This window comes from Curtobacterium oceanosedimentum (assembly GCF_040545555.1).
Taxonomy (GTDB): domain Bacteria; phylum Actinomycetota; class Actinomycetes; order Actinomycetales; family Microbacteriaceae; genus Curtobacterium.
This window is the reverse complement of sequence record NZ_JBEPMD010000002.1, coordinates 337,922-350,549: the sequence shown is the minus strand read 5'-3', so window position 1 is coordinate 350,549 and position 12,628 is coordinate 337,922. Positions and strand designations below refer to the sequence as shown.

13 protein-coding genes are annotated in these 12,628 nt (G+C 73.3%); 8 read left to right on the top strand and 5 right to left on the bottom strand.

All coding sequences use genetic code 11. From position 1 onward, the window contains the following. The first annotated feature begins 37 nt into the window (after positions 1 to 37). A complete protein-coding gene (locus ABIC52_RS03580) occupies positions 38 to 286 on the top strand; it encodes a hypothetical protein (RefSeq protein WP_354026633.1) in 249 nt (82 codons plus the stop codon). Positions 287 to 356: 70 nt separating this feature from the next. Here the strand turns inward: ABIC52_RS03580 and ABIC52_RS03575 are convergent, their stop codons facing one another. The 3 genes from ABIC52_RS03575 to ABIC52_RS03565 form a co-directional block, all read right to left on the bottom strand. Beyond that, positions 357 to 1,262: a helix-turn-helix transcriptional regulator gene (locus tag ABIC52_RS03575; RefSeq protein ID WP_209675726.1), complete on the bottom strand. Its 906-nt coding sequence runs from the start codon at positions 1,260 to 1,262 to the stop codon at positions 357 to 359. A 111-nt stretch (positions 1,263 to 1,373) separates the two neighbouring features. After that, positions 1,374 to 2,690: a hemolysin family protein gene (locus tag ABIC52_RS03570; RefSeq protein ID WP_126891060.1), complete on the bottom strand. Its 1,317-nt coding sequence runs from the start codon at positions 2,688 to 2,690 to the stop codon at positions 1,374 to 1,376. A gap of 148 nt (positions 2,691 to 2,838) precedes the next feature. Further along, entirely contained in the window at positions 2,839 to 3,951 is a 1,113-nt protein-coding gene (locus tag ABIC52_RS03565; protein WP_354026632.1) for a M23 family metallopeptidase, read from the bottom strand. A gap of 162 nt (positions 3,952 to 4,113) precedes the next feature. Here ABIC52_RS03565 and ABIC52_RS03560 point away from each other — a divergent pair, with 162 nt between their 5' ends. Continuing rightward, positions 4,114 to 4,602, top strand: a complete 489-nt coding sequence (locus ABIC52_RS03560) for a hypothetical protein (RefSeq protein WP_126892471.1) — start codon at positions 4,114 to 4,116, stop codon at positions 4,600 to 4,602. Positions 4,603 to 4,716: 114 nt separating this feature from the next. Further along, entirely contained in the window at positions 4,717 to 6,927 is a 2,211-nt protein-coding gene (locus ABIC52_RS03555; protein WP_209675724.1) for an NADP-dependent isocitrate dehydrogenase, read from the top strand. Between the two features lie 242 nt (positions 6,928 to 7,169). Here the strand turns inward: ABIC52_RS03555 and ABIC52_RS03550 are convergent, their stop codons facing one another. Further along, positions 7,170 to 7,622 carry a DUF3817 domain-containing protein gene (locus tag ABIC52_RS03550; RefSeq protein ID WP_354026631.1) on the bottom strand — a complete coding sequence of 151 codons (453 nt, stop codon included), beginning with the start codon at positions 7,620 to 7,622 and terminating at the stop codon, positions 7,170 to 7,172. A gap of 112 nt (positions 7,623 to 7,734) precedes the next feature. Between ABIC52_RS03550 and ABIC52_RS03545 the strand changes: the two genes are divergently transcribed. Both ABIC52_RS03545 and ABIC52_RS03540 read left to right on the top strand, forming a co-directional pair. Continuing rightward, complete coding sequence (locus ABIC52_RS03545; RefSeq protein WP_174234760.1) at positions 7,735 to 8,511, top strand: ThuA domain-containing protein; 777 nt, start codon at positions 7,735 to 7,737, stop codon at positions 8,509 to 8,511. Beyond that, complete coding sequence (locus ABIC52_RS03540) at positions 8,508 to 9,659, top strand: PP2C family protein-serine/threonine phosphatase (RefSeq protein WP_209823748.1); 1,152 nt, start codon at positions 8,508 to 8,510, stop codon at positions 9,657 to 9,659. Before ABIC52_RS03545 ends, ABIC52_RS03540 begins: the two co-directional genes overlap by 4 nt. A 54-nt stretch (positions 9,660 to 9,713) precedes the next feature. On the opposite strand, the gene ABIC52_RS03535 is transcribed toward ABIC52_RS03540, so the two are convergent. Next, positions 9,714 to 10,145: a hypothetical protein gene (locus ABIC52_RS03535; RefSeq protein ID WP_161972679.1), complete on the bottom strand. Its 432-nt coding sequence runs from the start codon at positions 10,143 to 10,145 to the stop codon at positions 9,714 to 9,716. 79 nt (positions 10,146 to 10,224) lie between these two features. On the opposite strand from ABIC52_RS03535, the gene ABIC52_RS03530 reads away from it, so the two are divergent. The 3 genes from ABIC52_RS03530 (at position 10,225) to ABIC52_RS03520 (ending at position 12,623) form a co-directional block, all read left to right on the top strand. Beyond that, positions 10,225 to 10,926 carry a ScbR family autoregulator-binding transcription factor gene (locus tag ABIC52_RS03530; protein WP_354026630.1) on the top strand — a complete coding sequence of 234 codons (702 nt, stop codon included), beginning with the start codon at positions 10,225 to 10,227 and terminating at the stop codon, positions 10,924 to 10,926. A 116-nt stretch (positions 10,927 to 11,042) separates the two neighbouring features. Next, positions 11,043 to 11,921, top strand: coding sequence for an aminoglycoside phosphotransferase family protein (locus ABIC52_RS03525; RefSeq protein ID WP_354026629.1), 879 nt, complete (start codon positions 11,043 to 11,045; stop codon positions 11,919 to 11,921). Positions 11,922 to 11,978: 57 nt separating this feature from the next. Then, on the top strand, positions 11,979 to 12,623 hold the full coding sequence (locus ABIC52_RS03520; protein WP_354026628.1) for a DUF6197 family protein: 645 nt from the start codon (positions 11,979 to 11,981) through the stop codon (positions 12,621 to 12,623). The last annotated feature ends 5 nt before the right edge of the window (positions 12,624 to 12,628 follow it).

The window sequence follows — 12,628 nt, the reverse complement described above, 5'->3', positions numbered from 1 at the left end:
GCCCCACCCTACGAACGCACCCTGCTAGCGTCGTCGCATGGTCTCCGGGGGATTCGCCGTCGTCAGCATCGTCTACCTGGCGGTCGTGCTGCTGCTGCTCGTGCTCGTCATCGCGCTCATCGTGCTCGTGTTCGCCGCCATCCGCGTGCTGCGGCTGACCGCGGCCGAGAAGGAGCTGCGCATCGACCGGCTCCGGGTCGACGCGCTCGTGGACACGCTCGACAGCGACGACTCGACCGACGGCAGCCCTCGCCCGGACGGACCCGCAGGACCGTCCGCTCCGTGACGCCCGACCCCGCGGCGCCCGACCGCTGACGACGGCGGTCGTCCGGTCGTCCGGTTGTCCGGTCAGCCGGTCAGTCGTCCTGCTCGGCGTCGCCCGCGCGCACGGCGGCGAGCCGCTCGGACCGCTCCGTCGCGGCCCAGGTGCCGAGCAGCGCGAGCGACCGCTCCGACTCGCTGCCCGGCTCCGCCGAGTACGTGAACATCGTCAGCCCCGGGTCGGCGACGAGCTCGAGCGCCTCGAAGTCCAGCTGCAGCTCGCCGACGATCGGGTGCGCGATGCGCTTGCCGCCCCGCCGGTGCACCCGGACGTCGTGCGCGGCCCACCAGCCGCGGAACTCCTCGCTCCGCGTGGAGAGCTCGCCGACGAGCGTCACGAGACCGGGCTCGCAGGGGTTCGCGACGGCGGCGGCACGGAGGACCGCGACGGCCTCGCGCGCGGTCGCGGCCCAGTCCGGGAAGAAGTCGCGCGCAGCAGGGTCGAGGAACGTGAACCGCGCCGTGTTCACGGGACGGCCCGGGCCCGCGAACATCGGTGCGTACAGCGCGCGGCCGAGCTCGTTCGTCGCGACGACGTCGCCGCGTTCGTTCCGCACCCACGCGGGCGCGCCGGTGATCGCGTCGAGCAGGCGCTGCACGCCCGGTCGGACTCGCGTCGGCACGTTCCGGTGCATGACCTTGACGCCGGCGTTGGCCAGGCGGGCGAGGTCGAACAGGTGCACCCGCTCGTCCTCGTCGAGCTGCAGCGCGCCCGCGAGGCCCTCGAGCACGCTGTCCGACACCCCCTTGAGCGAACCGCGTTCGAGTCGCGTGTAGTAGTCGACGCTCACCCCGGCGAGCATCGCGACCTCGTGCCGCCGAAGGCCCGGCACCCGTCGGACGCCGCCGCCGAACGACGGCATCCCGACCTCGTCGGGGGTGAGCCGTGCCCGTCGCGAGGACAGGAAGTCACGGATCTCGTTGCGCACGTCGATACCCATGTGACGAGCGTACGTGGCGGGACCGTCGCGACGACAGGCACCGGCGGTACCCGTGACGGACGGGAGGCGCGGTGCGCGTCGGCACCGCGCCTCCCGTCCGGTGCGGCCTGGCTAGGCGACGGGCGGGACCGCGTGCACCGGCTCGGCGGTTGTCGGTGCCGCCTCGGCGGCGTCCGCGGCACGCGACGTGACCCGCACGCGCGCCACGCGGTGCCCGTCCATCTCGGTGACCTCGAGGCGGTGCTCGCCGGCGTCGACCACATCGCCGACCTGCGGGACCCGGTCGAGGTGCACCTGCACGAGTCCACCGACGGTCTCGTAGTCGCCGTCCGGCAGCTGGGGGCCGCCGTCGGCCGCGAGGTCCTCGAGCACGGTCGCACCGTCGATGCCGTCGGACTCGGCTGCCGGTGGATCGTACTCGTCGCGGATACGGCCGACGAGGTCCTCGAGCAGCGCCTCGAGCGTCACCATGCCCGCGCTGCCGCCGTACTCGTCCACCACGAGCGCTATCTGGTGCCCCTCGGTGCGCATGTCCGCGATCGCACTCGACAGCGACTTCGTCTCCGGCAGCGCGAGCACCGGACGCACGAGCGTCGAGACGGGCGCCGTCGGGTCGGTCGGTCGGAGCAGGTCGCGGAGGTGCACGAAGCCCGTGACGTCGTCGCGGGAGCCCTCGGTGACCAGGTAGCGGGTGTGGCCGACCTCGATGGCGTGGTCGGTGGCGTCGGCGATGCTGAGCGAGGCGTCGATCGTCGAGACGTCGTACCAGGGGCGCATCGACTCGCGGAGGATCCGGTCGCCGGCGTCGAGCGCGCTCCGGGCGATGCGGCGGCCCTGCGCGTCGATCGCGTCGTGGTCCTCGACGAGGCCGCGGAGCTCCTCGGTGCTCATCGACTCGCTGCGGGCGTCCGGGTCGCCCCCGAGCAGTCGGACCACGCCGTTCGTGGTCTTCGACAGCACCCAGATCACCGGGCGCATCAAGGTCGCGAAGCGGTCGAGCGTCGGCGCGACGGCCATCGAGAAGCCCTCGGCGCGTTGCAGGGCGAGTCGCTTCGGCACGAGCTCGCCGAACACGAGCGACAGGTAGGCGATGACCAGCGTCATCAGGACCAGCGCGAGGGCCTCCGCCGCGCCCTGGTCGAGTCCGAGGCCGAACAGCAGCGGCGCGACGTCCGGGGCGATCGACGACGCACCGTACGCGGCCGAGAAGAACCCGGCGACGGTCACGCCGATCTGCACGGCGGACAGGAAGCGGTTCGGGTCACGGCCGAGGGCGGCGACCCGGGCCCCGCGGGACCCGCGTCGCTCGAGCTGCTGCAGCTGGGACTCCCGGAGCGAGACGAGGGCGATCTCCGCGGCGGCGAAGACACCGCCGACGAGCACGAAGAGGATGACGAGCCCGAAGGCGATCCAGGTGTCGGCGTCCATCAGCGGGACACCGCCGAGGGTCGGCGACGGGCGGGCGGTCTGTGGTGATCGTCCATGCTGTGATCCTGCACAGGTCCGCTGGGACGTCGCCGCACCCGTGCTGCGCGAGTGCTGTGGGTCCGGGTCCGGGTCCGGGTCCGGGTCCGGGTCAGGTGGTGAGCGAACGGCCGATGCGCGCTTCGAGCCACGTCTCGGGGTCGATCGGTGTGACGCCGTCCATGAGGACCTCGAGGTGCAGGTGCGCGCCCGTCGAGACGCCGGAGGAGCCGACACTGCCGATGAACTGCCCGGCGGCGACCGTGTCACCGGCACGCAGTGGCGAGGAGCCGGGGATCATGTGCCCGTAGAGCGTCGAGACGCGACGGCCGTCGATCACGTGGTCGATGATCACCGCGGTGCCGTACGAGAAGTATGTGCCGGAGACCCGGACCTTGCCCGCGGCGACGGCACCGATCGGCGCCCCCATGCCCGGGTTGAAGTCGAGACCCTGGTGCAGCGAGGAGCACGCGGCGCACGGGGCGGAGCGGTAGCCGAAGCCCGAGCTCATGCGCACCGGGCCGGGGAAGGGCGAACGGACCTCGCCGCCGTACGACACCGCGCCCGCGGCACTGCCGTCGCCGGCGACGACGACCTGCTGCCCGCCGCCGACCGTGAAGTCGTCGCGGTCGAGGTTGCTCGCCGTGACCGCCTGGGTGACGGCGTAGTCCTGCGTCCGGACCTGCGGCGCCAGTGTCGAGGTCGCGACCGACGTCCCGGCACTGGCGTGCGCGGGCATCGCGGACGCGGCGAACATCGCGAGCGCGGCTGCGGCGCTGGTGAGGGTGATCCGGCTGGCACGGCGCGTGCGGCTCGGGCGGGCGGGGCGTGCTGCCGCGGCCTCCGGAGCGCTGCGGCGGACGACGCGGGTGATCCGGGCGTCGACGTGCTCGGTCGTGGCTCGTGCTTCGGTCGCGCGGCGTCCCGAGTGTGCGGCGACGGCGACGGTGTGCGGCTTCGGAACCGGTGCCGGCGTGGTCGCGGCGGTCTCCGGCGTGGTCGCCGCGGGAAGCGGCGCGACCGCCGGGGCGGGGGAGCCGGCCGCGGTCGCGGGGGAGCCGGCCGCGGTGGTGGGGGCGACGTCCGGGCGAGCGGGACGGGGGGTGCGGGAGCGGCGAGCTGGCTTCCCGGCTGCTGCGCGCTCGGCCTCGAGGGCGGCGCGACGGGACAGGTGCACGACCGGGGTCTCCGGCTGCTGCTGGTCGGTGTCGTGTGTCGTCGTCATGGCCGCAGACCATTCTGCACGAGTCTGTCGCTTTGTACAGGCCCTGTCGTGATCTTCTCGTTACCGAACGGCTGGCAGTCCGCTGACGTGTCACCGGCGATGCGTGCCTGCTGGGCGAGGCATCGGTAGTGTCCGAGTCCAGCGACCGGAAGGACCTGCGCCATGGCCCGAACGCCGCGCGAACGCCACGAACCCATCGACCTCGCGACCGCCGAGGTCGTGCTCGCGGGCACGCAGGAGCTGCTCCCCGTGCTCCGGACCTCCGCCGTCCGCGCGGGTGTCGACGCAGCCAGGATGCGGGTCGTCGGCGTGGACGACCTGCCGGACCCCCACGACCACGCCGAGGCCGACCTGGCCGTCATCGCGATCCGACGTCCGGGCGACGACCCCGCGTTCCACCGGGCGCAGGAGGCCGCCGAGCTCATCGCGCCGCTGCTCGCGCCGAACGCCGTCCGCATCGTCATCACGGTCTCGGGCGTGACCAGGCTCGCGCCGAAGGTCGAGCGCACGCTGACGTCCGAGGTCCTCCACCAGATCGGCGTGGCCTCGGCCCGATCTGGCTTCACGCGACCCTTCCGGAGCATGCGGACCCGCCTCGGCACCGCAGGGCTGCGTGCCGCCGGTGTCCGGGTGTTCCGGATCACGGTCTGACCCCACCCCACGGCAGGGCCCGGACCCGGTATCTTGACGTCGAGAGAATCCGCGCCGCGAGTACCGTGGACGGACCGAGGTCCGGCACGGTCGAACAAGGGAGTACCCGCCAGCATGGCCAAGATCATCTACACGCTCACGGACGAGGCACCGTTCCTCGCCACCCACTCGTTCCTGCCCGTCGTCGAGGCGTTCGCGCGCACCGCGGGGGTCGACGTCGAGACCCGCGACATCTCGCTCTCCGGCCGGATCATCGCGCAGTTCCCGGAGCGGCTCACCGACGAGCAGCGCCTGGACGACGCCCTGGCCGAGCTCGGGGACCTGGCGAAGACCCCCGAGGCGAACATCATCAAGCTGCCGAACATCTCGGCATCGATCCCGCAGCTCAAGGCCGCGATCAAGGAACTGCAGGCGCAGGGGTACGACCTGCCCGCCTACCCGGACGAGCCCACCACGGACGAGGAGCGCGACGTCCGCGCCCGCTACGACCGCGTCAAGGGCAGCGCCGTCAACCCGGTCCTGCGCGAGGGCAACTCCGACCGCCGCGCGCCGCTGTCGGTGAAGAACTACGCGAAGAAGCACCCGCACCGCATGGGCGTCTGGAGCCACGACTCCGGGACGAACGTCGTGACGATGGGCAAGGACGACTTCCGCTCGAACGAGCAGTCGTGGATCGCACCGGCCGACGACACCCTGACGATCGAGTTCGTGGCCGCCGACGGCGACACCACCGTGCTCAAGCAGTCGATCCCCGTCCTCGCGGGCGAGGTCGTCGACGGCACCGTCCTGCACGTCCGCGCGCTCGAGGCGTTCCTGCGCGACCAGATCGCCGCCGCGCAGGAGCAGGGCGTCCTGTTCTCCGTGCACCTCAAGGCCACGATGATGAAGGTCTCCGACCCGATCATCTTCGGTCACGTCATCCGCGCGTTCTTCCCGACCGTGTTCGAGCGCTTCGGGGCCGACCTGGCCGCCGCCGGGCTGAACCCGAACGACGGCCTCGGTTCGATCCTCGCCGGCCTCGACGGCGTGCCGAACGGGGCGGAGATCGAGCAGGCGTTCGCCGACGGGATCGACGCGGGCCCCGAGCTCGCGATGGTCGACTCCGACAAGGGCATCACCAACCTGCACGTCCCGAGCGACGTCATCGTCGACGCCTCGATGCCCGCGATGATCCGCACGTCCGGCCACATGTGGGGCCCGGACGGCGAGGAACACGACACCCTCGCGGTCATCCCGGACTCGAGCTACGCCGGCATCTACCAGGCCGTCATCGAGGACTGCCGCGCGAACGGTGCCTTCGACCCGTCGACCATGGGGTCCGTGCCCAACGTCGGACTCATGGCGCAGAAGGCCGAGGAGTACGGCTCGCACGACAAGACCTTCGAGCTGCCGGGCGACGGTAAGGTCCGCGTCGTCACGAGCTCCGGTGAGACGGTCATCGAGCACGACGTCGAGCAGGGCGACATCTGGCGCGCCTGCCAGACGAAGGACGTCGCGATCCGCGACTGGGTGAAGCTCGCCGTGACCCGCGCCCGTGCCTCGGGGACGCCCGCCGTGTTCTGGCTGGACGAGACGCGTGCGCACGACGCGAACCTGATCGGGCTCGTCCGCACGTACCTCGGCGACCACGACACCGACGGCCTGCAGATCGAGGTCATGGCACCCGAGGACGCCATGCGCTTCTCGCTCGAGCGGATCCGCCGCGGCGAGGACACCATCTCGGTCACGGGCAACGTGCTCCGCGACTACCTCACCGACCTGTTCCCGATCATGGAACTCGGCACCTCGGCGAAGATGCTCTCCGTCGTGCCGCTGCTCGGTGGTGGCGGCCTGTTCGAGACCGGCGCCGGCGGGTCGGCCCCGAAGCACGTCCAGCAGCTCGTCGAGCAGGACTACCTGCGCTGGGACTCCCTGGGTGAGTTCCTCGCGCTCGCGGTGTCGTTCGAGCACCTCGCGGGTGTGACCGGCAACGCGCGGGCGAAGGTCCTCGCGGACACGCTCGACCGCGCCACGGGCACGTTCCTCGACGAGAACCGGTCGCCGGGACGCAAGATCGGCACGATCGACAACCGCGGCAGCCACTTCTACCTGGCGAAGTACTGGGCCGACGAGCTCGCCCGGCAGACCGAGGACACGGAGCTCGCGGCCGCGTTCCGGGGCCTGTCGACGCAGCTCGACGAGCACGAGTCGCAGATCGTCGACGAGCTCAACGCGGTGCAGGGTCGGCCGGCCGACATCGGCGGGTACTACCGCCCCGACACGGCGAAGACGAACGCCGTGATGCGGCCGTCCGCCACCCTCAACGAGGCGCTCGCCGCCCTGTAGGCGACGACCCGACGCAACGGGAGGCGCGGTGCCGGCTGGCACCGCGCCTCCCGTCCGTCGTGGGGCGCGTCCCGACCGGGCCCGCTCGGGTGCCCGAGCGGGCCAGATCTGTCGCGCTCGGCTCTCGCACGCGACGGAACGCACCCGCTCGGCGGACGTGAGCGGCGTGTCTCGCCCGCTCGCCGCGCCGCCGCACCGCCGCACCGCCGCACCGACGGGGGGACGGCCGCCGCGGCGCCGCGTCAGCCCTTGGGGACCGGGGGACCGACGACCAGCAGGGCGGAGAACACGAGGGCGACGGCGACGACACCGATGCCCGCCGCCACCGCCGGGCGCCGCACCACGAAGAAGAGCAGCCGGTCCCAGGCGCCCGAGCGATCGTCCGGCGATCGACGCCACGGGCCCTCGAGCATGCCGCGCCGGGCGACGGCGACCTCGAACGGCACGGTGGCGTACGGCACGACGGCGCTGACCCACCCGAGCACGAGTGCCCCGACCGACCACCGCTGGTTCACCGCGACCACCGTCGTCACCACGAGGTACGCCAGGAACACGAAGCCGTGGATGCTCCCGCCGATCCGCACGCCCCAGTCGCCGGCGTCCAACCCGTACTTCAGCACCATCCCGGCGATCAGGAGCGTCCAGGTCACGAGTTCGGCCACCGCGGCGGCGCGGAACAGGGAGCGAGGGGTCATGCCCCACATGGTCGCGCACCCGTCCGGGAGAAGCCCTGACACGCCCCCGCCACATCCCCGACACACCGCCGGTCGTATCGATTCGACCGGGGGAGCGGGTAGCGTCGGGGACATGTCAGCGCCGACCGAGAGCCGTCCCCTGAACATCGTCGTCTGGAACGAGAACGTGCACGAGAGCCGCGGTGACGCGACCGTGCTCGGGCACTACCCCGACGGCATGCACACCGTCATCGCCGCCGCACTCCGGGAGCACCACCCCGAGGCGTCGGTGAGCACCGCCACGCTCCAGGAGCCCGAGCACGGTCTCACCGCGGAGCGCCTGGCGCAGACCGACGTGCTGTTCTGGTGGGGACACGTCGCGCACCAGGACGTCTCGGACGAGGTCGTCACCCGCGTCGTCGAGGCCGTGCACGCCGGCATGGGCCTGGTGGTGCTGCACTCCGGGCACTACTCGAAGCCGTTCACCCGGCTGATGGGCACCACGTGCTCGCTGAAGTGGCGGAACGACGGGGAGCGCGAGCTCGTCTGGACGATCGCGCCCGAGCACCCGATCGCCGCCGGCGTCCCGCACCCGATCGTCATCGACCGCCAGGAGATGTACGGCGAGTACTTCGACATCCCGCGCCCCGACGAGGAGGTCTTCCTGTCGACCTTCGCCGGCGGCGAGGTCTTCCGCTCCGGTGTCGCCTACCGCCGCGGTCTCGGCCGGGTGTTCTACTTCTCGCCGGGCGACCAGGAGTACCCCGTCTACCACCACCCGGACGTCCAGCGGGTGCTCGCGAACGCGGCGGCCTGGGCCGCTCCGGTGTCCGAGCGGCGCGAGCTGACCGCCGACCCCCACCCGCGGGACTGGTTCCTCGGCGCGGGTGCGGGTACACAGGAGGGGTGACCAACCAGCTCGACGGTGCGGACAGGCGCACCGCGGTGATCGAGGCGCTCGCCGTCCTGGGCTCCGGCCCGGAGGAGCGCTTCGACCGCATCACCCGCATGACCCACGAGGCCTTCGGCGTCCCGCTGACGTTCCTCAACCTCGTCCACGCCGACCTCGTCACCACGCAGTCGACGTACGGGTTCCAGCAGGGCACGAGCGTGCCCGCCACCGGGCAGTTCTGCGCGACGACCGTGCTGACGCCCGGACCGATGGTGATCCCGGACACGCTCCTCGACGTCCGCTTCGCCGACACGCCCGCCGTGACCGAGTACGGGGTGCGCTTCTACGCCGGCGCGCCGCTGACGATGCCGGACGGCACGCGCGTGGGGACGCTGTGCGTGATGGACGCGCAGCCCCGGGTCTTCTCGGACGAGGACCTCGCGCTCCTCGGGGACCTCGCTCGGTGGGCGGAGCGCGAGCTCGGCCACTCGATCGAGCGCGGCCGGGTGCGGCGCGTCCTCACCGGGCTGGTGCCCGACCCGGTCACGGTGCCGGGTGCCTCGGTGGACGGGTTCCTCGAGCCGGACGAGCACGGCGGCGACCTGGTCGACTGGCGCGCCGCTGCTGACGGGACGGTCCAGGTCACGGTCGGGACGGTCTCCGCTGCGGGTCGGGCCTCCGCGCTCCTCGCCGCCTCGGTGCGGGCCGCGGTCGTCGCGCGCGGCGACCTGGCGCTCCGAGACGCCCTCACCGGCCTGGAGGCGCAGCTCGCCCCCGACCTGTCGGCCGTCGGCGCCGTCGGGTCACTCCTGCACGTGCGCCTCGACCCGACGACGGGTCACGCGGAGTGGGTCGGTGCCGGACACGGTCCGGCACTGCACGTGCGGGCCGACGGGACCGCGACGGCGCTCCGGTCCACGGACCTGCCGATCGGCCTGCAGCCCGGATCCGCGCCCCGGACCGTCGGCGCCCTCGACCTCGCGCCGGGGGACCGCCTGGTGCTCGTCACCGACGGCACCCTGGCACTCGACGGGATCGGCGACGCGCAGGCCCTCGCGGCGACGGCGGTGGCCCACCCCGGGGACCTCGTCGGGCACGTCCGGTCGCTCGTGCCGATCGGTGGCAGCGGCCCAGGCGTCGCCGTCGTGGTGCTCACGCGCACCTGACCGCACGGAGCCCGGGGGAGCAGGCGGTCCAGCGGCTCCGGTCGACCGAGCGGTTCAGCGACCCCGCGGAGCCGGGCGACCGGTCGCGGCGGCGACGAGCAGCGTGGCCAGGAGCGCGAAGCCGGCGAGTTCGACGCCGAGGCCGGCGGTCTTCCAGTAGGCGCTGCCGACGACCTGCGGCTGCGTGATCGCGTCCGGCCACCACGGGTCGAGGAACGGCACGGTGCCGGGGAACGGGTCGAGCCCGAGGACGACGAGCCCGCCGAGGAGCAGCACCACCCCGAGTCCTGCCATCGCGCCGCGGGAGCGGTGCAGCATCCGGACGACCAGCGCGGCCGCCATGCCGGCCATGCCGAGCACAGCGACCAGGAACGCGATGACGACGACGGGCTGCGGAGCGAGCGCCACCCAGTCGAGCACGGCGATCGGCAGCAGCAGCCACCGTCCCGCCCGCACCCAGCGCCGCGGGTCCCGCCATCCGTCCATGCCGGTCACCGTACGGCAGCGCTCGGGGGGTCCCCTGAGGGCCTCCTTCCCGCAGCACCGGCTGGCTAGCATCGACGGCATGGCGCAGGACGGCCGGGTCAGGCAGGAGCGGGCGGTCGCGACCCGTGCGGCCCTCATCGAGGCGGCGGCGGCCGAGTTCGACGAGCGCGGGTTCGTGGGCGCGTCGATGGACGGCGTCGCCGAGCGCGCCGGCATGACGAAGGGTGCGCTGTACTTCCACTTCCGGTCGAAGGTCGACATCGCCAGCGCGGTGATCGCCGGGCAGGACGAGATCTCCCGGCGCTACGCCGAGGTCGCGGCCACCCGGTCGACCTCGCCGCTCGAGTCCCTGATGTGGATGTCGCAGGGCGTTGCCACCCAGATGGTGGAGGAGGTCGTGGTCCGTGCGGGACTCCGGCTCGCCACCGACCCGAACGCCCGGGCGATCCCACGTGACCGCCCCCACGAGTACTGGGTCGAACACACCGCCGACCTCATCCGACGTGCGATCGACGCGGGCGAGGTCGACCCGTCGTGGGACCCGCGGGTGATCGGCCAGGTGGTGAGCCCGGCGGTGGCGGGCGTTCAGATGTTCTCGGACATGCTGCACGACCGCGCCGACCTGTTCGAGCGGCTCCGTGAGCTGTGGACGGTGTTGCTGACGGCGATCGCCAGCGACCGGACCCGGCCGGACGTGCCGCGACTCGTGGCGATCATCCGACCCGGCGCGCCCGAGGACCGAGGCCCGCAGGCGGCTGACCCGGGCCCTGGGGAGGTCTGAGCGACGCGGGTCCCCCCAGGGACACCCACGTCACTTCCCTTGGAGGATACCAAGGAGTACGTTTCCGCAGCAGCCCCACGTTCGCGGGGATCGCACCGCCGCCCTACCCTGGCGTGATGGGCACCCCGGCCGCCGAGTTCCACGTCGACGTCGCGCTCGTCGCCGCACTGCTCCGCGACCAGCACCCGGACCTCGCCGACCTGCCCCTGCGGGTCGTCGCGAGCGGGTGGGACAACGTCGTGGTCCGTGCCGGGGAGACCCTGGCCGTGCGCATGCCCCGCCGCGCAGCCGCCGCCACCCTGGTCGAGCACGAGCAGCGCTGGCTGCCGACGATCGCCGCGCTGGTCGGCGACGCCGCGCCGCTCCCGGAGCCCGTCCGCACCGGCCGCCCGGCGCTCGGGTACCCCTGGGCGTGGAGCGTCGTGCCGTGGCTGCCCGGCCGCCCCGCGGGGGATCGGGCCCAGGGGGTCCGGATCGCCCGCGACCTCGCCGCCGTGGTGACCCGCCTGCACGTGCCCGCCCCGCCGGACGCCCCCGTCAACCCGGTCCGCGCCGTCCCGCTCGCGACGCGGAGCGACGCCGTCCTGACGCGACTGGCGGAGGAGGACGTGCCCCGTGCCGTGGAGCTGGCCGCGCTCTGGCGGACCGCGGCCGGTGCGCCGACGCACGCCGGGCCTCCCGTCTGGGTGCACGGGGACCTGCACCCGTTCAACCTGCTCGTCGAGCCGACGCCCCTCGGCGACCGACGCCTGTCGGCGGTGGTGGACTTCGGCGACGTGACCGCGGGGGACCCGGCGGTCGACCTCGCTACCCGGTGGCTGACGCTCGACGACGCCGGCGCACGGACGTTCGCGACGCTCGTCGACGCGGACCCCGACACCTGGACCCGGGCGCGCGGATGGGCGGTGTCGATCGCGTCGGCGCTCGCCGTGACGGACGACGACGCCTTCCGGACGGTCGCGGCCCGGGCGATCGACGCGGTGCTGGACGGCTGAGCCCGCAGGGGTTACCGTTCCCTCACCTGTCCGTGCACTGGAGATCGGAGGGGCCTGATGACCCTCGAGTTCCGCGTCCCGCACGACGTCGACACCGACGCCTCTCCCGCCCCGTCCGCCCGAGCCGACACCGCCCGAGCCGCCACCCGGCGCACCGGTCTGCGTGGCCTGCTCGACCGCCTGGCCGTCCGTCGCGCGGTCGCCCGCGATCGTCGTGCGGTCGCCCACCTGCACGAGCTCGACGACCTGCAACGCCTGCTCACCGGCGCGCGCGGCGTGGTCGAACGCGGGTGGATCCAGCACTCGTGGTTCGCCTACCTCGACGAGCACGGGCGGCTGCGCAAGGCGTCGAGTGCCGCGGCGCTCGCCGCACAGGGCCGACCGCTCGTCGCAGCCTGCCTGGTCGGCGCGGTCGTCTCGGCGGCGGGCGGACCGCACGTCGTGCACTCGCAGCAGGTGCAGCGCGCCCTCGACCTCGTGTGGCACGCCCTGGCCGCCGACGAGGGCCGACCGGTCGTCTGGTGTCCGGCGCAGGACGTCCGGATGGCCCGGGTCCGCGACCTGACCACCTGGAACGACCGCCCCGGACGCACCGGCGCGGAGGTCGCGTCGCTGCTCCTCACCGCGGAACGCGTCGCCGTGCACGAGGCCGAGCGGGTCGCCGCTCGTCGCCTGCCCGTGCCCGTGCCCGTGTCCGGGTGAGGGGT

What these genes read in the sequence shown, in the direction of transcription:
- ABIC52_RS03560 (WP_126892471.1), top strand. Translation starts at nt 4,114, where the DNA reads ATGGCCCGAACGCCGCGCGAACGCCACGAACCCATCGACCTCGCGACC.
- ABIC52_RS03550 (WP_354026631.1), bottom strand. Translation starts at nt 7,622, where the DNA reads ATGACCCCTCGCTCCCTGTTCCGCGCCGCCGCGGTGGCCGAACTCGTG.
- ABIC52_RS03535 (WP_161972679.1), bottom strand. Translation starts at nt 10,145, where the DNA reads ATGGACGGATGGCGGGACCCGCGGCGCTGGGTGCGGGCGGGACGGTGG.
- ABIC52_RS03530 (WP_354026630.1), top strand. Translation starts at nt 10,225, where the DNA reads ATGGCGCAGGACGGCCGGGTCAGGCAGGAGCGGGCGGTCGCGACCCGT.
- ABIC52_RS03525 (WP_354026629.1), top strand. Translation starts at nt 11,043, where the DNA reads ATGGGCACCCCGGCCGCCGAGTTCCACGTCGACGTCGCGCTCGTCGCC.
- ABIC52_RS03570 (WP_126891060.1), bottom strand. Translation starts at nt 2,690, where the DNA reads ATGGACGCCGACACCTGGATCGCCTTCGGGCTCGTCATCCTCTTCGTG.
- ABIC52_RS03575 (WP_209675726.1), bottom strand. Translation starts at nt 1,262, where the DNA reads ATGGGTATCGACGTGCGCAACGAGATCCGTGACTTCCTGTCCTCGCGA.
- ABIC52_RS03555 (WP_209675724.1), top strand. Translation starts at nt 4,717, where the DNA reads ATGGCCAAGATCATCTACACGCTCACGGACGAGGCACCGTTCCTCGCC.
- ABIC52_RS03520 (WP_354026628.1), top strand. Translation starts at nt 11,979, where the DNA reads ATGACCCTCGAGTTCCGCGTCCCGCACGACGTCGACACCGACGCCTCT.
- ABIC52_RS03545 (WP_174234760.1), top strand. Translation starts at nt 7,735, where the DNA reads ATGTCAGCGCCGACCGAGAGCCGTCCCCTGAACATCGTCGTCTGGAAC.
- ABIC52_RS03565 (WP_354026632.1), bottom strand. Translation starts at nt 3,951, where the DNA reads ATGACGACGACACACGACACCGACCAGCAGCAGCCGGAGACCCCGGTC.
- ABIC52_RS03580 (WP_354026633.1), top strand. Translation starts at nt 38, where the DNA reads ATGGTCTCCGGGGGATTCGCCGTCGTCAGCATCGTCTACCTGGCGGTC.